This is a genomic window from Bdellovibrio bacteriovorus (genome assembly GCF_001592735.1).
Taxonomy (GTDB): Bacteria; Bdellovibrionota; Bdellovibrionia; order Bdellovibrionales; family Bdellovibrionaceae; genus Bdellovibrio; species Bdellovibrio bacteriovorus_D.
Map to the genome: position 1 here is coordinate 207,655 of NZ_LUKE01000001.1, position 20,448 is coordinate 228,102.

General features: G+C 47.0%; 15 protein-coding genes and 1 tRNA gene. 8 read left to right on the forward strand and 8 right to left on the reverse strand.

The features are described from left to right. Complete coding sequence (locus tag AZI86_RS00995) at positions 1-966, reverse strand: hypothetical protein (protein ID WP_061833227.1); 966 nt, start codon at positions 964-966, stop codon at positions 1-3. 345 nt (positions 967-1,311) lie between these two features. On the opposite strand from AZI86_RS00995, the gene AZI86_RS01005 reads away from it, so the two are divergent. Then, a tRNA-Gln gene (locus AZI86_RS01005) sits at positions 1,312-1,387 on the forward strand. A gap of 104 nt (positions 1,388-1,491) precedes the next feature. On the opposite strand, the gene AZI86_RS01010 is transcribed toward AZI86_RS01005, so the two are convergent. Beyond that, complete coding sequence (locus AZI86_RS01010) at positions 1,492-2,361, reverse strand: alpha/beta fold hydrolase (RefSeq protein ID WP_157684591.1); 870 nt, start codon at positions 2,359-2,361, stop codon at positions 1,492-1,494. 84 nt (positions 2,362-2,445) lie between these two features. Here AZI86_RS01010 and AZI86_RS01015 point away from each other — a divergent pair, with 84 nt between their 5' ends. Continuing rightward, complete coding sequence (locus tag AZI86_RS01015) at positions 2,446-2,907, forward strand: MarR family winged helix-turn-helix transcriptional regulator (RefSeq protein WP_061833230.1); 462 nt, start codon at positions 2,446-2,448, stop codon at positions 2,905-2,907. A gap of 84 nt (positions 2,908-2,991) precedes the next feature. After that, positions 2,992-3,429 (forward strand): acetyltransferase, encoded by a 438-nt coding sequence (locus AZI86_RS01020; protein ID WP_061833231.1) that lies wholly within the window; start codon positions 2,992-2,994, stop codon positions 3,427-3,429. Positions 3,430-3,461: 32 nt separating this feature from the next. Here the strand turns inward: AZI86_RS01020 and AZI86_RS19485 are convergent, their stop codons facing one another. Continuing rightward, the gene (locus AZI86_RS19485) at positions 3,462-3,719 is read right to left on the reverse strand and encodes an efflux RND transporter permease subunit (protein WP_367613513.1); all 258 of its coding nucleotides are present in this window, start codon (positions 3,717-3,719) and stop codon (positions 3,462-3,464) included. A gap of 294 nt (positions 3,720-4,013) precedes the next feature. Between AZI86_RS19485 and AZI86_RS01025 the strand changes: the two genes are divergently transcribed. From AZI86_RS01025 to AZI86_RS01040, 4 genes are all read left to right on the forward strand, one after another. Further along, positions 4,014-4,550, forward strand: coding sequence for a dihydrofolate reductase family protein (locus tag AZI86_RS01025; RefSeq protein ID WP_061833232.1), 537 nt, complete (start codon positions 4,014-4,016; stop codon positions 4,548-4,550). Further along, positions 4,547-5,116: a TetR/AcrR family transcriptional regulator gene (locus tag AZI86_RS01030; RefSeq protein WP_061833233.1), complete on the forward strand. Its 570-nt coding sequence runs from the start codon at positions 4,547-4,549 to the stop codon at positions 5,114-5,116. The genes AZI86_RS01025 and AZI86_RS01030 overlap by 4 nt, the downstream gene beginning before the upstream one ends. Positions 5,117-5,242: 126 nt before the next feature. Then, positions 5,243-6,160 carry a hypothetical protein gene (locus tag AZI86_RS01035; protein ID WP_157684593.1) on the forward strand — a complete coding sequence of 306 codons (918 nt, stop codon included), beginning with the start codon at positions 5,243-5,245 and terminating at the stop codon, positions 6,158-6,160. Next, the gene (locus AZI86_RS01040) at positions 6,147-6,971 is read left to right on the forward strand and encodes a TIGR02147 family protein (RefSeq protein WP_061833235.1); all 825 of its coding nucleotides are present in this window, start codon (positions 6,147-6,149) and stop codon (positions 6,969-6,971) included. The genes AZI86_RS01035 and AZI86_RS01040 overlap by 14 nt, the downstream gene beginning before the upstream one ends. A gap of 12 nt (positions 6,972-6,983) precedes the next feature. On the opposite strand, the gene AZI86_RS19140 is transcribed toward AZI86_RS01040, so the two are convergent. From AZI86_RS19140 to AZI86_RS01055, 5 genes are all read right to left on the reverse strand, one after another. Next, a complete protein-coding gene (locus AZI86_RS19140; protein WP_157684594.1) occupies positions 6,984-7,697 on the reverse strand; it encodes a hypothetical protein in 714 nt (237 codons plus the stop codon). Then, positions 7,694-9,877: a hypothetical protein gene (locus AZI86_RS01045; RefSeq protein WP_061833236.1), complete on the reverse strand. Its 2,184-nt coding sequence runs from the start codon at positions 9,875-9,877 to the stop codon at positions 7,694-7,696. Before AZI86_RS01045 ends, AZI86_RS19140 begins: the two co-directional genes overlap by 4 nt. Positions 9,878-10,006: 129 nt before the next feature. Continuing rightward, positions 10,007-10,717: a hypothetical protein gene (locus tag AZI86_RS19145; protein ID WP_157684595.1), complete on the reverse strand. Its 711-nt coding sequence runs from the start codon at positions 10,715-10,717 to the stop codon at positions 10,007-10,009. Between the two features lie 35 nt (positions 10,718-10,752). Then, positions 10,753-15,282 carry a hypothetical protein gene (locus AZI86_RS01050; RefSeq protein WP_061833237.1) on the reverse strand — a complete coding sequence of 1,510 codons (4,530 nt, stop codon included), beginning with the start codon at positions 15,280-15,282 and terminating at the stop codon, positions 10,753-10,755. Positions 15,283-15,375: 93 nt separating this feature from the next. Beyond that, a complete protein-coding gene (locus AZI86_RS01055) occupies positions 15,376-19,041 on the reverse strand; it encodes a tail fiber domain-containing protein (protein WP_061833238.1) in 3,666 nt (1,221 codons plus the stop codon). A 207-nt stretch (positions 19,042-19,248) separates the two neighbouring features. Between AZI86_RS01055 and AZI86_RS01060 the strand changes: the two genes are divergently transcribed. Next, on the forward strand, positions 19,249-20,052 hold the full coding sequence (locus AZI86_RS01060) for a DUF4423 domain-containing protein (protein ID WP_061833239.1): 804 nt from the start codon (positions 19,249-19,251) through the stop codon (positions 20,050-20,052). The last annotated feature ends 396 nt before the right edge of the window (positions 20,053-20,448 follow it).

Sequence of the window (20,448 nt, forward strand, 5' to 3'; positions counted from 1 at the left end):
TTATCGAGTTCGGCGTCCTAAAGCTTTATCCCAGCATGCGCGGGTCTTAAGGTCGTTTTTTCTAACAATCTCTATTCTTCGCTCGAAATCTTCCTCTTCTTGAGGCAAAGCCCACTTAGCATTGTTGACGGCGTCTTCGAGTTTTTTGTCGTCTTGACCCGCTCTGGGGTTAGCACAGAATTTCTTGGTTCTTTGCGCTAAAGCGGCTTCGTATTTAGCAAACAACGCATTCACGTGACGAATATCAGAGCTTGTACGGAATGATCCAAAGCCCGCGCGCTTCACAGCGGTTTGCAATTCGCTTTCCGTGATATCAGGATTGCGGATAGCGCGACTGACTTCGCGAACGCCCTCATCATTGATGCGATCTGGATGATAGTTTTCTTCGTTCACATCGTGGGGATCACTGGTCCGGTGAATCATTTGATACACCAACAGTTCATGAATCACTAAAGCTGGGAAAGATTTTTGGTTGGCTTTAATAAACTCTTTATCAATGCGCACCGCAAGTTTGGACTGGCAAGCGCGCACCACACGGTTTACGGAAAGTGTTGTTTGATTTAAGCAGGCCCCGGTTTGCGCCATTTCTTTTGGCTCCAAATACCAGGTCGTACCTTTGATTCCTTTGCGCAACATTTTAGCGAATGATGGCATTTTAGCTTCAAGCGGTTTTAAGTAAATATCCGCCGCCGCCGAAAGTTCTGCGACCGAGATTTTTTCACTGCCCTTATTTTCATAATCATCAAAAAGCTCATCCCCGACGAAGTTGCCTCCGCCCGCATCCGAGCCCCCTTGGCGCTGTAAAAGTCTTTCGCGGATTTCCGCCTTATCTTGTCCCCAGGCTTGGGCGCGTTCTTGAAGTTCACGCAACTGGGCCTTTTCCTCTGTCGAGAGATCATTCGCGTGCGCAAAAAGCGGCGCTGTCAGGCTTGAAAGTAAGGCCAAACTCAAAATAAAAGACTTCATAGAGTGAACTCCTGATTCGGAGTGAGTAGAGCAATTTGAATACCATTTCATTTTCTATCTCCAGGTTCATAGGTCGAATGCAGCAGGAGGATAGACGCATTGAGTTAATTAATCCGCATAATTTTAGTAAAAAAGTCTCAATATTCGTTACTTTTTGTCATTTTTTGGTGATTTATGTCGTAATTTTAGGCACTTAAGATGTAGATAGAATATCTTCACCAGCCCCATTTCGATTTTTTTTCGAAAACCGCTGTCAGCGGCACTCAAAGCAGCTAACGCACAAAATCTCTTCTTGCCAATGAGGCCGAAAATCCGTAATTTAGCTTTTCGATAAGTCATTATCACTGGGGTATCGTCAAGTTGGTAAGACAACAGATTTTGATTCTGTCATTCGCAGGTTCGAGTCCTGCTACCCCATCCATTTAAACCACCGCAAGGTGGTTTTTGTGTTTGTGGGGTATGACAGTTCACCACCGATGCGGTTCTGCGGAGTGGCATTCCACCATTAACTGGGAACAACCCAACCTATTCAATTTCATTCAAGCCGTACATAGAAAACCAGCTTTGAAATTCAGAAAAGAAAAGACTGCTCTCCTCCACTTGGGGGTTATGGCTACTGTTTTCGAACACTCTAAAAGTGAGCTGCTTAAACATTCCTTTGAGAGAATTCCAAGTCCAGTGAGGTGCCACCTGATAGTCCATTTTTCCCAATACCATTAAAACAGGCTTATCCAAATCTTTAATCAGTTCTTCCACCCTTATATCTCGGAAAACTTCACCATATAGATAATCTAAAGCTGGCATAAAAGCCTCAACACCTTCCCACAGATGGGAAATGTCTTTATCGAAATCCACCCAACTCTTAGCTCGCATAGCTTTGCAAAATAATACAAACTGGTTTGGCATTTTAACGCGCATCTCATTTTCCAATTTTGCCATATCCATTTCAAAACTCCGTTTCCGTCCAGGTGCAGCTGTCTCTTTCCATAACTCCTCCGCATCAGACATGTGAATGCCGTGACTTGGGCCCATAGCAACAATACACACAGATGAAACCCAATTCTGAAACTTGTGAGCATAGCTTAGTGCCATATATCCATGGGCAGAATGACCCATTATACAGATTTTTCCGAGGTTATTTGCTAGCCTAAAATTTTCTATATCCTGCAGGATGACTTTCAATCGGTAGTCGTCGGCAGAGATTTCGCCAGTCACAGAACCAAACCCACGATGATCCAGATAGATCATTCTGTAAGATTCTTCAAACTTTTCATTGAAGGAGCGGCTATAAAAAAGGGCGCTTCCTATCACTAAACACACAGGTTTTCCGGCATTTTGATTATCTATAAAAGACAGGTCAAAAGCACCGGCCTTAAATTTTTTTAACGAATTCATTGCAAGCTCCACTAGTTGTATGATACAACTATTTAGTTGCATCACGCAACTATTTTTGATATAACTCTTTTTAAAAGAGGTTCCATGCCTAAAAAGATTTTAGATTCCCTTATCGGTATCCAAATGAGCCGAACCATGCTGAGCATGAAGCGATATTTAATTGCCGAGTTTGAAGCTTCACAATCTCCATTGTCTTTTGAAGACTGGATGAATCTTTTACCTTTAGTAGAAAATGGATCAATGTCCCACAGAGATCTAGCCCATGTCCTTGGCAAAGATAAGACCACAATATCTCGATTGGTATCGCAATGGATTGAGAAGGGCTACGTAAAGACCGAGCATGATACGGAAGATCAAAGAATTAAACACCTAACCTTGTCTAAAGAAGGAAAGAAGCTCCACAACTCTCTTAACTCTGTCGTTCAAAAAGCTGACAGGGGCTTTCTCAAAGGTCTAGAGCAAAGCGAGTTCGATCTGTTCAAAAAGGTTTTAACGAAAATCCAGGGATCTCTGGAAACCAAAAAAATACCTAGCGCCACTCATTAAGGACTCCCCAACAGTTGATTTGAACAATACTTTTACTTTCTTAAACTCCTTTTCACCCTTACTAAAATCTGGAACTATTAGCTTATGTCTATCCTATCAATTCGCCATAACACCTATGAAGATGCAGATGCACTTTATTCAATATGGCATCATTCCGTAAATGCTACTCACTCTTTTCTTACCCACGGGCAAATTGAAGAAATCGGCAGAGAAGTTAAAGATTACGTTCTCCATGCGCATTTGCTATTAGCTATAGATGAAGAGAAGAACATTTTGGGGTTTATGGGAATGACAGGCAATAAAATAGATTCTCTATTCATCTCCCCTACCCACTTTCGGAAAGGTGCTGGAGCTTTCCTTGTCTCCCATGCAAAGTCTCAATTTAAAGAACTCTATGTAGACGTTAACGAACAAAATCCCCAGGCGATTGCCTTTTATAAAAAAATGGGATTTGCGGTTATTGACCGTTCTGAAAAAGATGATCAAGGGAGGCCTTTTCCCATCTTAAAAATGAAGCTATGAGGCGGGAAAGCTCAGTGAAATAATTACCCCTGTTAACGACCGCCCACCCGCCGCCTCGAAAAATTCGATACGTACCGTAAGCGGGCAGGCCCCATGCTCGTCATGATGATCGGACGTAGTCGGCGCACGCCTGCCTCGACGACGACATTGATAAAGGTTAGAAAATCTGGTGCTTCGATTTCACGAAGCCTCTCCGCAACAGTATAGACAATCAAAATCGAGTTCTTCGTAGCAACGCCAAGCAAGAGCAAGAATCCGATCAGAGAATATAGGTCGAGACCTTGCCCCAAGTTAATGGCGCTTGGTCAGCAATCCCGGAGCATCTTCGACTTGTAGCTGTGAGTAACATGGCCATTCCGATTTATATGGTCTAGCAACAAGAAACTTGCTCTTCTCATCTCAGACCTTTTCTTAGCCTTGTCGTCGAACGGCAGAATGTCCTAACCCATAGATCTGAATGCCTTGTTCTTACGAACGAGCTGATTAACCAAGGCAAGCAGGGTCAATTCCGATCCAGTAGATTCCCCTCACCATCCTTGACACCTCCCAATTAATTATACACTGTATATTAATTAGGGGGTTCCATGATCACCGGACACGTATTCATCGCGACAAGTCTTGACGGTTTTATCGCGCGGGAAAATGGCGACATTGAATGGCTCCTAACTCGGGATGATCCGAATGAGGACCATGGTTATAATGACTTTATTAAAGACATCGACGGAATTGTCATGGGCCGCGGAACGTTTGAAAAAGCGCTGACTTTTGATAAGTGGTACTACAATGTTCCCGTGGTCGTTCTATCGACAACACTTACCGACAATGACGTCCCCCAACCTCTCAAAGACAAAGTTCAAGTTTTAAGACATTCTCCCAAAGACATAATGTCGCACTTAGAAAAAAAAGGATGGAAACGTGTCTATGTGGATGGGGGGCAAACTATTCAATCCTTTCTTAAAGAGAATTTGATTGCAGATCTAGTGATCACCACCGCACCTGTGCTTATTGGCGAAGGAAAGCCGCTTTTTAGTTCTTTGGCTAAAGACGTCTCGCTGAAACATCTTCATACCAAAGCCTTTCCATCAGGCCTGGTTCAATCAAAATACCAAGTGATCCCATGACAACAAAAAGAGGGCGCCCTAAAACAGATCACGGCATCAGCCTGGATGTGATCCTGGCGATGGCGCTAGAAATGCTAGAGCACACCGGGCCCCAAGGATTTTCAATGCGGGCCCTGGCCACCCGCCTTAAAATCACCCCGATGGCGATCTATCATTACTTCTCCAGCCGAGACGCCCTTATGAGGGAGTTGTCCGACGCCGTTTATAGCGAGGTTGTTAGGGATTTTGAATCTGCTCAAGGTGATGCAAAAGCGAAAATAAAACACCTGCTGACAAGCTATTACAAAATAGGACTTAAACATCCAAATCTGACCATCACCGTCTTTTTAACACCCGAGGCTTTTTCGGCTGAGGCAAAACGCATCACGGGGTTTTTACGCGAACTCTTAGAGGCCACACAACTTTCCCCCAAAAGAAAACAGATGTGGTTAGACATCCTAATTGATTTCACTCATGGCAGCTTTATCGCGACGGCCCTGGCGGGCCGGTCTAACGTGGCTTTTGCGAATAAACAGAGCCTCGCCTATGTCCGTCAGCTTGAGGAACTGCTGGATCAAATTTTTTAGCTCCAAGGGGCTCCCGGGCAGCTCCCTATGTTCACAAAATGTTAATAATTTTTTTAAAGATTAAGAATTGGATATGCTTTTCTGAGGTGGGGCATGATATGCAGCTCCTCTGAGAGAGGCGCAAAGATGAACCGAACACTAAGAAATCTGGGACAGCGGGTGTTAGTACTTTTAATGGGGCTCATAGCCTTTCCCGGAATTGTCCTCGCTCAAAATGCGCCCACCCCCCAACAGCCCTACATTACGTTTATCATTGCCGAACACTATCAGAACTCAGCCCTCCATCTTCTTAAAAGAGCGCAAAAAGCCGGAGTTTCTTACCTGGGCACTGAAAACCCGGTATCCCTAGATACGTTGATCCAGCGTGCTTCAGAAATAAAATACGTCGCCTTAGAAAATTTCGTAAAGCCCGAAGGCGCCTACCGCCACACCGCTTTTTATTCTCCTTCCACAAAGACCGTCTTCATCAACCTTTATTCGCCGGTCGACACGGATCTTATTTCCGTATTAGCCCTTCATGAAATCTTGGGCGCACTGGGATACAATGATTCAGACTATGACATCAGCCTGGGATTGTTTCTGTATACCAATGCTTCACTCAAAGCCCCTGGCAAGGTTTCATCGGACCAATCAAAATACATAACTCTTTCAGAAATCAATCGCGCCTTTGATCGTCAAGCCTTTGTCATTCCCGGCCCGGATTCGTTTTTAAACTATGGCGGAGTCAACTTCGTCGGTGGTGCCGGGGACATTCGCAGCCTTCGCTATAAACATGATATTTTAGTTCTTCTGTGGAGCTTGGATTTCGACGAAACGATAAAGCGCCTTTATTCAAAAGCCTTTTTCCAAATGAGTTTCGAGTTTGGCAGCTCAAATTCAGAGATCCAATTTGTAAAGAAGCGACAACCCCTTCGATCGTTAGGTGATGTTTTGGTCATCGTCCCTGAAGATCGCAATTTACTGCCTGCAATTCCCACTGCAGATCTGCTCACTATCGCCTCTTTCGTGAATGATCATTTAGGACTTATCCATGACGCCAAATAGTAATGACATGATTTCTGGAATTTTGCGTGAGGCCTTTGCTCGCAGAAAAAAAGAAAACAAATTCTTTTCTTTCCGTTTGATCGCCAAAAAAATGGATACCAGCGTTTCCTTGATTTCACAGATCATGAACGGAAAGCGCTCGCTGACCCTTGAAATGATCGAAGATTTTTCGAACGTTCTTGATTTAGACAATGATCAGTACGACGAACTGGTAAAGCTTATCATGAACAAAAAAAAGGTGCGTGCTTCCACGGGCCCCCTGCACCTTCCTGACGTGAAGGCACCCCTGACAATCTCAACACCCGTTGATTGGAATGCCCAACCCAAACAAAACTTTTGGGTTTTGCAAGACTGGCATTATCTTGCGATCTTAGATGCCACGTACCTGGCCGACTGCGATGGCACACCGGCGTATTTTGCAAAAAAATTAAACCTTGACCTGGATGTCGCCACTGAAGCCATCGAAGAAATGCTTCAGGATGGATTGCTTGAATGGAAGGACGGCAAGCTTATTAAGTCGGCCAATTATAATTCTTTTCAATCCAAAGCCAACCGTGCCGATATTTTGAGTTATCACAAAAGTGCTCTTAAAAAATCTCTAGAGATTTTAGAAACGCAATCAGACGAAGGCCAGGCTGAACACCGCCTCGTCAACTCGATGACCTTGACCGTCCCCGAAGACAAAGTCACCTGGGCTAAACAGCAGATTTCGCAGTTTCTAAAAGCGATTGCGGTAGAGCTTTCTCAAGGCCCTGAAGAGCACGTTTACCAATTGTCAGTGCAATTCGTTCCTTTGTCGGTGCGGGAATAAGCGGACCGACCTTTACTGGCAGCGATAATAAAAGTTACTAAAATAGACACATATAGCGCCCTCAGGGTAACAGGTACCACCGCTCGGAGCAGCGGAGGGACAACCGGGGGCAGAGCTGGGACGACCTGAAATTTGCGTCCATCTTAACTGGCGCGCGCAAGAGTTACTCACCACCGATCGGGTTCCATTGTTACAACGATAAGAGCAAGATCCGGAATAACCACTGGCACAAGTCCCTGAAGCGCCGTTGTGAGCAGAGGCTGAATAGTTACAATTACTCGTGGCACCCGCCGCACACCCCGAAGAACAACTGCCATTGGCATAAGTCCCAGAAAGCGTTCCCGTATTGCACGTCCTTGTTTGACTGACCGTCGAACATGCCGCCCCCACGGGCGCCGTGGACGAATACGCTGTCACTGAACCACCATGCGCTAAAGTTCCACCCCAAGGCAGATTACAACTTGCAGGTGAACAAGAGTTGTCAGAGGCCATCCAGGTTTTACGGAAACACGAATAACTGCAGGCCCCCGTATAACCACTCACACAAGTTCCGCTGGTGGCTCCACTTCGAGATTGAGATAAACTGCAATTGCTGATGGTGGTGCTGTTGCAAGAAGCGGGATTTTTAAAAAAACTACTTCCCATTGCGGATACTTGAGCCAGCGCGGACGGAGATGTCAGTAGCGCCACCAAGAAGACTCCCACCAAACTTCTTAAAGCGCTCACAATCCCGGACTCCAAGAAACATACACGTCAGAACCCAGTACTAAAAAGTTATACAACGTGTGTTTTGCAGAGGTTGTCGCGCCATGATCTATCGGCATATGCACCGTCAGTGCCCCCGTCCCAAGACCACTGTAAGCCGTAAAAGAACATGTGGCGACCGAAGTGCCCTTAACCGCAAAAGTGTAAGCTCCTCCGTCTTTCATATTATTAAGCACAAACGACTGACAGTTCAAAGCCGTGTGTTGCAGATTTCCGCTAGAGAAATTAACATTCACCGACGTGTTATTGACCGAGCCTGCATTGGTGATATCGCCGTTGACTTGCAATCTGCTCACAGGCGTCGTTGTTCCGATCCCGACATGACCGCCATTGGGATTCACCAGCACATAGCCACGAGTTGAATTGCTGGTGGAATTAATTGTCAGCGTCTCACTGGCCGCCGTTCCGCCATAAATAGTCTGTCCACCCGTGCGCCCCGCCTGCAGGACGTACTGATTAAAAATATCACCGGAAATCGCTTGGAAACCAGGGACGCCAGACCCATTTGTTGTTAATATCGCATTATTTGCGCTCGCTAAACCTGTCAGGGCCCCGGCGCTGTCAGAGGCAACGACTCTTATACCTGCCGCGCTTAAAGAAGACAGCGTCATGCCCGCAAATGTCGGGGTGGCCGCCGTATGAATGTTTTGCGGAGTCGAAAGCGTGATAGACCCGGCGGCGTGAGACACGATCACTTGCTGAGTTGTGCCGTTAAGGGTTTTATACTCGTAACCTGAAGCCCCGTTGTTCATTCCTAAGAGTTGATGGCTTGTTCCAAGGCCGCTTAAACCTGCCAGCGAAATCGAAGGAGTATCACCCCCAGAAGAACTGAGCGGCGAAGTTGCAGAGACCGAACTAACTCCGCCACCGCTTCCGCTGGGTAAGCTTGCGGGAACCCAACTGCTGGTGCCGGCGTCGTATCTTAAGACATCTCCCGCGTTGGGGGTCGTCGTCGCTACGTTCACATTGCGAATTTTGGTCACCGTGGTACTAGATTGTGTTCCGGTGACGTCACCGCTTAAAGAACCGGAAAACCCCGCGGCCGTACCGGAAATATTTCCACTGACCTGAGAGGCGGGAATCGCGATATTTGTACAAGTAAATCCACCCACTGGAGAAACAAAGGTCATTGTTTGCGCGGCGGTGCAAGAAGTCGGAAATTGGGCATAGTCCGGTTTGCCCGCCAAATTTGTACTAAGATCCGAAATATCCGAAACGGAGATCGCTCCATTGACCCAGCTTCCGGCGCTATATTTAAGAATGTGACCATTTGCCAGGGAAGAAAAAGAAAGAGGTGTATTTTTAATTTTATCAACACTGATATTGGCAGCCGTGCCACTGACGTCTCCACCAAAGCTCGTCGAAGCACCCAGTTTATTATTAAACGTAGTCCAATCCGTCGAGGTTAAATATCCATGTTGAGAGTTCGATGCCGCTTGGATCGTGATATGTGGTGTGGATTGTCCATTGCTTACCGCTAAAGGAGAAGCCACGGTCACATCGGTCACCGTCCCCCCCGCACTTCCACTGACTCCGGCGCAACCAAAGGATTTAGTCGTGGCATTCCAAGTTAAAAAACTTCCCGAGTCACAAGAGGCATTGCCGTTGACGGAATCTTTTAATACGAAAGCATTGACTCCATGGTCTCCTAATTTTTGCGCCGCCAATGAAAAAGCCGCGTAAGGCACGGTGCGAATCACGTTATCCGGAGAAATCGCCTTCCAACTATGGCCATCATTAAACTGAACTCTTAAAAGTCGGGAATCCGTGTTGACCGCAGAATAAGTGCCTCCGCTGCTTACACACGTGTATCCTGAACAACTGCCACAGCTAAAAACCGAATTATTATTAAACGAATCTAAGATAGAGAAACTTCCCCCCGTGGGCCAAGAAACATTTCCCGTACCAATGGGGACATCAAAGACGCCCTTCGAGTTCGTCATGTCTATGCCCGTTACGTATTCTTGATAGATCACACATTGTCCACTGGGATCCGTGATTTTAAATAAAAAACTTATATTTTGATGTTCTAAAGGAGTTCCATCCGCGCGAACGATACGCCCTTGGTATGTTAGGGTGACCGGAGCAGAATGACTTGGTTGAAAAAAAAGAAGGATCAAAAAAACGATAAATACGGGCATCCAACACGCTCCTTGCCATAGGAGTCTTATCGGTGTTTACGAGGTCTTCTTAAAAACAAAGAAAACTTTATGTTCACGGTTTGTGAATCTTTTCGTTCACATTTTGTGAAAAATTTAAATACTCCGTCGTTATTGGCAACGGAAGTTGTAAATGCAAGGCCCCCCACCACAGTTTCCGTAAAGGATATAACAAGTCTTCCCAATGGGGGAACACGTCCCCGAGGGAGCAACATTGTTCGTACACTGCGCGCCCGAAGAGCCGCCGTTGACCCAAGTCCCCGTAGGCACCGCACAAGAGTTGCTTACGACCGATCGTGTTCCGTTGTTACACCGATAAGAACATGAGCCTGTGTAACCGCTGACGCACGATCCAGAGGCTCCATTGTGAGCCGCAGCAGTATAGCTACAATTACTCGTTGTACCAGCAGCACAACCCGACGAACATGTGGAGTTTGTATAGCTTCCAGAAAGTGTTCCCGTACTACACGTCCGTGTCTGGCTGACCGTAGAACACGCCGCCCCCACCGGAGCCGTTGAGGAATATGCCGTCACGGAACTGCCATTGGCTAAAGTTCCACCCCAAGGAAGAGTGCAACTTGCAGGTGCACAAGAATTTGCAGAAGCCGTCCAAGTTTTACGAAAACAAGAGTAACTGCAGGTGCCCGTGTAACCGCTCACACAACTTCCACTGCTAGAACCACTTGGCGTTGTGACCAAATTGCAATTGCTGATGGTGGTACTGATGCAAGAAACGGGATTTTTAAAAAACCCACCTCCCGTCGCCGAAACTTGGGCCTGCGCGAAGTTGGACGCGAGCAGCGCCCCTAAAAAAGCTCCCATGAAATTTTGCGATATCCGTATTACAAGCCTGTTCATCATCTGTAACCAGTTATAAAAGCATGGCAGGTGGCATTGGTAGATCCTAAACTTGCATTAAAAGCGATATAAACTTTGTTATCACTGGTCTTCGGAAGCCAAAATGAACTTGAGTTCCATGACCAGCTAGTTTGTCCCGCATAAGAATAGGCATACAAATAATTATCATAAATAGCTGCACCTTCTTTGGTGTAGATCCTGATATCAGCACCCGCGTTGACAGCAGCATTTCCCGTGCGGCATCTCATGTAGATTAAAACTTCTCTGGCGGTAGTGGCCGCAACTGGAATATCAAAAGCCTGTTCACTTGTGGTCGTAACACTGACCGTTCCCAAAGAGGTTAGACCCAAACTTGTCCACGTGGGCCCGGTGCTTGAAGCCGTCGTTTGCACACTTCCATCAGGAAACTTAATTCCATTTCCGGATCCCGCAACTTTGATATTACCGGTGACTTCCAACTTCTCGGTGGGGCCGGTAGTGCCAATACCGACATTGCCGTTTGTGTAAGAAGTATTCTGACCATTCACTGACCATGGGTTGGCGTTGCCAGAAAAGGCGCCGCCCGTGGCGGATTGAAAAGAAATTCCGTCTAACGCACTCCACGTGGAAGAGGAGCTATAAGCAAGTACGCACCCATCCGACGTGACATCTATACGGCCCTGAGTATTCGCGTTGATGATTTGATCAAAGAGTTCTCGATTTGCCGGGCGGTAACCTACTGGGAGAGTAAAGATACAAGCACTTAAGGTCCCGGACTTAACCAACCCGCGAATGTGGACTCTTCCAAAAGGATCTTTATAGTATCCTACCGGGTTAAATGCGTTTTCATAATTCACCCAACCATTCTGCAACGTCGGAGTCTGCCAAGATTCCAAAGTGAATCCGCCGCTAGCACCCACTTCATTCCACGAAGAGCCCGTGTAGACATGCGTGGTTCCGGTGGTCGTATTAAACACCATCATGCCTGCCGTTGGCGAACTGATCGCATTCATCTGGGTGGTGGTCATTGAAGGTAAACCGAGGCCCTTACTTGTCGAAGAAAAATCAATCTTATCCAATGTCACCGAATTATTTTGCAGCTGAGTGGTCCCAACACTATTGGCTCCGCCGACGCCACCGATGTCTCCCCAGGTACTTCCGTTAAACACATTCATGGAATTAGATGTGGTGTTATAAATAAGTAATCCTGTCGCCGGAGACGTGATCGCGTTTTTCTGAGCGTCCGTCATGCGTGGTGGGAGAAAACCTTTGGCCGTGGAACTCAAATCTAAAAGAGCACTCGCTGTAGGTGTCGAAGTTCCTATACCGACGTTTCCGGCGTTGTCGATGATCATTCGCTCCGCGCCAGCAGTGTCGAAGCGGATTCGATCTTCATCAGGGCTTTTTTCCAACATGATTTTTGTATCGTGGTCTGCATCTTCTGCGAATGCTCGGATATTATTACCAAAAAATCTACCTTTACCTTCCGAAATAAAATCAGAGATATTTTTCGAAAGGCATTCGACATAGTCTCCCGCATTTAAGTGGCTGTTCCAGGTTTTATCCGAATTGAAAATGAGATAACGGTTGTTGACCTCGTCTCCTGGAATTTCATAATAAAGTCTATTATCACTGTTGGAGTAATTACCAGCGAAATGAAAAATTCGAGGCTGCTTGGGAGCCGTGTCTACATTCTGCACGCAAACGATCGCATCGGGCCACCCTGGGTACAGTGCGGAGGTGGTCGCTCCACCAAGGTCAGTTATATCATTAATGATAGTTCCATCGGGAAGTTTGAACCCGCCGGAAGTGGATTCGATAACTCCGGAAACAGTTAACTTTGAAGTCGGCGACGTAGTACCTATCCCTACATTTCCGCTAGTCCGATAAACATTCCCACTAGACTCTGTCCAAAGGGCATTGGTCACTGAACTCGGCAAGCGAGCGGCATCTAATGTTCCGGAGGTAATTTTCTCTGCCGCCAGATTTCCAATGGCCTGACAGGTAAAGGAGTCGGTCAAAGAAGACCAGGCGACAGTTTGATCAGCGCCGCAAGCCCCGATATTAAACGCAGAGGTGCCCGAAGAATTTTTGATATCGCTGAAAAGGATGTCTTGACCTGACCAAGAAGTTCCGTTTGATTTTAAAAATTTTCCAGAAGCCCCTGAAGCTGCCGGTAACGCGGCCACCGTATTCGTGGTCACTGCGGTGATACGGCCTTTTGTATCGACGGTGATACTTGGGATGCTCGTGGAACTGCCGTAGGTGCCAGCCGTTAATCCCGAAACCGTCGCCAGCTTGTCTTGAGTGACTGCTCCATCATTGATTTGCGCAGTATCAATCATTCCACCACCGCCCGAGGGCCAAGTGTTGATACAAGTTGAACCCAAACAAAACTCATCGGCTTTTACTTTTCCCGAGACGTCCAGCTTTACTGTAGCCGAAGATTTCCCAACCCCGACATTTCCATTCGCGGAAATATTAATTCCTTCATTGTCTCCATCACTGGAAATCCAATTGGATCCAGTCACCAGATTTTGGGCTAACGTGTGATTTCCTAAATTGTCCGCTCCCGCAGAGCTAGCACCGGCGGCCGTTAATGGGTAAGCGATAAATTCAGATGACGTAGTATTGCCCGAGCTTATGTCATAGTTGATCTCGACGTAATCAGAGGTTCCATTCAGATCGAGAACAGTCACAACTTCAACGTAAGCATTGCTAGAAGAAGTGGAACGCGTGAAGTTGTAATCTCCCAGGACGCCATTTTTTGCAACTCGGGCAAAAAGGTGACCTCCCACCGCCATGCCCTGCCCGTCATGGCGTGCAATGATGAGATATTTCCCCGCACTCACAGGTTGGAAGCGGCCCGTTGACAGATTGAACTCATTTAATGAGTCAAAAGGTTTAGTATTGAAGCTACGCACACCCGATCCGGACTGCGATAGAGAGCTCTTTGCTCTGACAATATTGTTCGCGGTCGAATAAGACCAATTACTTCCGTCAAAAAATTCTAAGCGTTTGGTGTCGGTGTTATAAATATGCAAACCCGACGCCGGAGAAGCAATGGCATTTCTTTGCGCCGTCGTCATTCGCGGCATCAAAACGCCCTTCGAAGTTGAAGAGACATCCAAAGCCGCAGAAGTATTCGGAGATGCTGTGCCTATACCCACATTTCCCGTGGCTTGGTAAATCAACGAGTTCGCTAAGGTGTTAGCACCGCTATAATACGGCACGTACCCGGCTGTTCCTGAACCTGACAAAGTCCCGCTCGGAAGATCACCAGAACTCAAACTCGCTGGCGCCCATTGAGAGCCATTGTATTTTAAAACTTGATTATTCGTGGGCACGGTTGCTGACACGACAACCCCTTGCAATTTACCCACGACGGTTGCTGACTGGGTGCCCGCTACATCGCCACTTAAAGAGCCGCTAAAACCCGAAGCCGTGCCCGAAATATTTCCAGACACTTGAGAACCCGCAATCGCAATGTTCGTGCAAGTAAAACCACCCACAGGCGAAATAAACGTCAACGTCTGTGCCGCCGTGCATGTGGTCGGAAATTGAGAGTAATCAGGCTTACCAGCCATCACTCCACTGAGCCCCGAAATATCCGCGATCGCAAGCGTGTCATTAACCCAGTTGCCACCGCTGTACTTTAAAATATCTCCCGAAGACAGACCCGAGGTCATGACCGAAACATTTTTAATCTTATTAACGCTGATATTCGAAGCCGTCCCGCTGACATCTCCCGCAAAAACAGTCGCTGGGCCTAACTTCGCATTGAAGGCCGTCCAGTCTCCTGAAGACAAATAACCACCCTGCGTGGCGGAGGCCGCTTGAATAGTCAGATGCGGAGTCGAAGACTCCGTCCCCGCCGCCACCGAAAGCGGAGACGCTGCAGTCACTTCCGTCACCGTGCCACCGCTAGCGCCAGAAACACCCGAACAACCAAATGTTTTGGTCGTGGCATTCCAAGTGAGAAACTGACCGCCACCACCGCAAGAGGTGTTGCTGTTGATTTCGCTTTTTAAGACAAAAGAATTTGCATCATGGGATCCCAGTTTTTGTGCTGAGAGTGAGTACCCCGCGAAAGGCACGGAGCGGATCATGGTGTTAGGAGAAATAGTCCTCCAGCCATTGCCATCATGAAATTGAACTTTTAACACACGGCCATCATCCGTCAAAGGACCGTAAGAACTTGAAGCCGCCGTACATGTGTATCCCGAACAAAGACCGCAAGAAAAATTCGCAGAGTTATTAAAGGCATCTAAAACACTAAAGCTCCCCGACGTCGGCCAAGACACCGTGCCAGAGCCAATCGGAACATCAAAAACCCCTTTAGAGCCGATCATGTTATAACCGGTAACCTGTTCTTGATAAATTACGCAGGAGCCAGAGGGATTGGTGATTTGGAAAATAAAAGCGACGTTGTTATATTCGAGTGCGGTGCTATCACTTCTTAGGATGCGGCCTTGATAAGTTAACACGGCGGGGCTTGCTTGCACCCATTGACCCAAAAATGCCACAATCAAAATAATCCAAATACGCATCAAAACGCTCCGTGTATATGTAACCTATCGACAGATGCGATAGGTCTCTGAATATCACTCTTAATTTACTGTTCACAAAATGTGACAAGGTTCTTATTTACAAATCGAAGCCTTCGGATCTTTAGAGCACAAATACGCTTTGAGTCTTTCATTTTCAGCCTTCACCGCAGCCAGTTCGCGATGAATATTTTTGCTGTCGTCAAACCAGCGATGGTAAAATTCTTTAATGGCATTGACGACCGCCCAGTGGATCGGATCCACGTTCAGCTCCAGATATCCGTCTTCGCGTTTATTCACAGCTTCAGGTATCACCTTTTGAACTTCTTGAGCGATAAATCCGGTCTTCACAAAATCCGAAGGCAACCCCAACGCATTGTCTTTTTTGTAGTTATATAAAACCGTGTGCAGCTGCAATACTTCATCCAAGCCTCGGGGGTAATCCCCATGGATGTCTTTTAATCTTAAATCCGAAGCATTTGTCCAAGCCGTGCCTGTACTAAGACCTGCCGTGCCCACAACGTGAAGTTTGTAAGAAGGTGATGTCGTGCCAATTCCAACATTTCCAAAGCTGGGCTGTAAAACCAAAGGAGAAGTCCCAACACCGCTGGCCCACCCGGCAATCCACGAGTAAGCCCCAGTGTCATTTCCTCCCAGGTGAACGCCATGCACATTGTCTTTGAATGAAGCTCCATCGATTGCTGCAGAGCCATTGCCACTCGCTCCGACAACATGAAGCCTTGTACTGGGATTTGTTACACCAATCCCTACGTGCCCCGTTGTCGTATCCACAGTAAGGTGATCGGTGATGGTCGCGCCCGAAGTATTTGGAGGAGCCGAGCTCAAGTTTATTTTATTCTGAGTCATTCTAAGTGCCGTGCCACGCACCGTCGCATGGGTTGAGTTCCACTTAGTTCCATCCCAAGAGAGGTCCATAGCAAAATAGGGATATCCACTTGTTCCTAAGCCTTGGTAACCAAAAGATCCCGTCCTGATAATCGGAAATCCGCTGGAATCAAAAATGTGCAGATTCGTCGAGGGACTTGATGTTCCAATACCGACTTTTCCTGCCGAATAGAAAACATCAGATCCATTCGTGGTCCACTGCCCGGTAGAGCCACTTCCGCAACGATATTGAATACTGGTCGTCGCTGAGGAACCGTAATACATATTATTGTTATAGTTATCGTCAGCGCTATAAGTCAGAGCTTTATTCGAAGAGTTCACTATTCTCCAACTGGCCGTCGTGGCTCCAGAGACCGTGTTCGTGATGGCTCCGAGAGAGTTTGCATGGACCCAACTGGCGCGAATGCCATTAAGTACGTACTCACATTGAGGATTAAAATCCGCCGTATCAGATAATGAAAGAGTGTTCCACGTCCCGCCAGCGCCGGAAGTAACAGCGGTGGTTTGTATCGATCCATCAGGAAACTTAAATCCGCCTGACGTGGACTCAATGACTCCAACCACAGTTAACGGTGAAGCAGGATTAGTTGTACCTATGCCCACATTCCCCGTATTCCGGTACACATTCCCACTGGCTTGCGTCCAAAGAGCACTGGTCACAGAACTTGGTAAGCGAGCGGCATCCAAAGTTCCGGTAGTGATTTTATCTGCATCTAAGTTTCCGATCAGCTGGCAGCTGAATGAGTCCGTCAGAGAAGACCAAGCCACCGTTTGATTGGCTCCACAAGCCCCGATATTAAACGCTGAAGCGCCCGAAGAATTTTTAATATCACTGAAGCGAATATCTTGCCCCGACCACGAAGTGCCATCGGATTTTAAAAATTTACCAGATGCCGCAGAGGCTGCGGGCAAGGCGGCCACCGTGTTCGTTGTTACGGCTGTCACCCGACCTTTGTTATCCACAGTAATACTAGGAATTGTCGTCGCATTGCCATAAGTGCCGGCCGTTAAGCCTGAGACGGTGGCAAGTTTATTTGAAGTGACTGCGCCATCCTGAATATGAACTGTTGCCACGCTGTCATTGCCAAGAGATCCTGAGGCCGCCAAAGGTCCCCAGCTAGTGCCATTAAAGATATTCATCGCGTTGGTGGTGGTATTATAAACTATCAAGCCCGCAGCAGGAGACACAATCACATCACGCTGAGCTTGATTCATGCGAGGCACAAGCAGACCCTTATTAAAAGAAACTAAATCTAAGATGGCCGAAGGCGATGGCGTGGATGTTCCGATACCCACTTGACCATCATTTTTGATGCGCAAAATTTCCGAGCCCGTGCTCGCGAAATCTCCGTTATAATCCACGGCGGTTCTAAAAGTGATATCCGCTGTTTCCGAGGCGAAGACCATCGCATTGTCGTCCACGGTGAATCCGCCGGTGTTGGAGCCTGTTTTTTCTAAAATCACATGAGGGTTGTCATACGAGCGAATCACCAATGAAGCATTGGGATTTGAGACGTTGCTATGGGCTCCCCCGATAGAGACGCTGCCTCGCACATCTAAAAGACCTTCCGGGCTGGTGGTCCCAATACCCACTTGCCCCGCAGACTGAGACACCACCGAATCAGCCAACACATTAGCGGCGCTGTAATAGGGCAAACGGCCCGTAGTTCCTGATCCCGATAAGGTTCCGCTAGGAAGATCGCTCGATCCCAAAGTCGCCGGAGCCCACTGAGAGCCGTTGTATTTTAGAACCTGATTATTTGTGGGCGCTGTCGCTGATACCGCGACTCCTTGCAATTTGCCAACGACCGTCGCGGCTTGCGTGCCTGTCACATCTCCGCTTAAAGAGCCTGTGAATCCCGACGCCGTTCCAGAAATATTTCCTGATACTTGAGAGCCTGGAATTAATCCAGAAATATCCGCGGCCGAAAGACTGCCGTTCACCCAATTGCCACCGCTGTATTTTAAAACATCGCCCGCAGAAACTCCTGAAATCGAAAGAGCCACGTTCTTCAATTTATCTACGCTTATCGCCGAAGCAGTTCCAGAAACATCCCCGGAAAACACCGTCGATGTTCCAATTTTATTATTAAACGTTGTCCAATCCGCGGCAGAAAGATATCCCGGCTGTGAACTCGAAGCAGGTTGAATTCTGATATTTGGTGTCGAGGATTCCGTTCCCACATCCACGATCAACGGCGAGGCCGCCGTCACTTGCATCACCGTCCCCCCACTTGAACCAGAAACCGCCGCGCATCCGAAGGTTTTAGTTGTGGCATTCCAGGTAAGGAATTGTCCCCCACTGCAAGAGGTATTGTTATTAACATCGTTTTTAAGAACAAATGAGTTGGCATCATGAGAACCCAGTTTTTGCGACGCCAATGCATACCCGGCAAAAGGAACCGAGCGAATTGCGGTGTTCGGAGAAACACTTCGCCAGCCGTTGCCATCATGAAACTGAACTTTTAAAACACGTCCATCCTCTGCCACGGGATTGTAAGACCCGGATCCCGCAACACAGTTATAACCTGAACACGCACCACAGGAAAAATTTGAAGCGTTATTAAAAGCATCCAGAACACCAAACCCACCCACCGCGGGCCAAGATATAGTTCCAGATCCGATCGGCACATCAAAGACCCCTTTTGTGCCCGCCATATTCACGCCGGTAACTTGCTCTTGATAAATCACGCACAGACCCGATGGATTCGTAATTTGGAAAATGAAAGCGACGTTAGAATGCTCAAGAGGTGTGCCATCAGATTTTAGAATACGGCCTTGATACGTGAGAGCCGAAGGACTTGAATAAGCCCACTGTGCCAGAAATGCTGATATCAAAACGATATATATATGCATCCAAAACGCCCCGTGTATATGAACTTTTCGGCGCGAGATGTGAGAAACTAAAACGGAACATGCTATCAAACGCTCTGCTGGTAGCTAAAAGCGCTAGAGAGAAATTTTGCAGACGTTCACAATGTGTGGACGTATTATTTTGAGCACTTGCAATTATTCTAGACCCACACAAGCGCTGAACTCTAACATACAAAAAAAGGATGTTAGATGCCGCACGCACAAGAAAAACTGAACAAACCATTTTTTAAGGATTTCAATTCGGCGGCCGATTTTTTATTCGCAAAATACTTATTCTATCGGCAACAAGGACATTTTAGCCTTAGAAGACGCTGTATTGACGTCGGAAAATATACGCAAGCCTATGTGTCGCAAATCTTAAATAAGAAAAGAAATATTTCAGAAAACAACTTACCGGCCCTGGCCGAAATATTTTTACTTTCCTCTGAAGAAGAAAAACAAATTTTAAAAAGCCTGAATCCCACGCAAGACGAGGCGTCTTCATTCACCACCGAAGGAGCCCATCGTCGTATCGGTCGCCTTATCAAACATTGGTACTATCCATATATTTGGAGTGCTGCCAACTTAAAGAACTTCACTGATGATCCTCAAGTGATACAAAAAATGCTCTTAGGTTTGGTGCCGGCGCACAACATCGAAAAAGCCATTACGTATTTCCTATCCGAAGGCCTTTGGCGCAAAACCATGGGCGGCAAGGTGGTTCCGGATACTCATCAGCTTATTGACGAGAAAACTCCGGCCTACATTTCGGAACAGCTCCACAAAAAAGCTTTAGAAATAGTCGCTCAGAAAATCGAAACGCGCCAGACTCCCTTGCCTTATCTAAGTACAACCTTGTTGGCCGTTGATAGCCAAAAGCTTCAACTGATCCAAGAAAGATTAAACTCGCTGGAGCAAGAGTTGCGTCGCCTCAATGATCAGCCCTCCCCTGAAGCAAATAAACTTATCCAAGTCACTCTTCATATGGTCACCGTGGGGGAGACCGTTGAATAACACAAGATGATCAAAATGAACTGAACCTACCACCGCATCGGTTCTGCAGCGCCAAATAAAAACACAAATGCACTGTGGCGTTTTTTCTTAAGGCAAACAAAAGTCCCTATTTTCCATATTCCCGTGGGTCAAAAATCCACGAAATTTTGAATAAATTCATTCATCTCTAATTATTTCGATCTGAGGCTGTGCCACCAAATTGCAATAGTGTCTGTCGTAACGAACTTCCTTGCGCTTCTGGAAGTCAAACACCCCGACCTCGACGTCTGTGGGTTCTTCAGAAGAGTCGCGGCGTCAGTGCCTTTTAATCCTTACATTCACTTCCCCCGGTCTAGGTTATCGCAAGTAACCTAGACCTCCCCTCCCTTTCTCACCTATTTTTTTTGAGAACAAGCT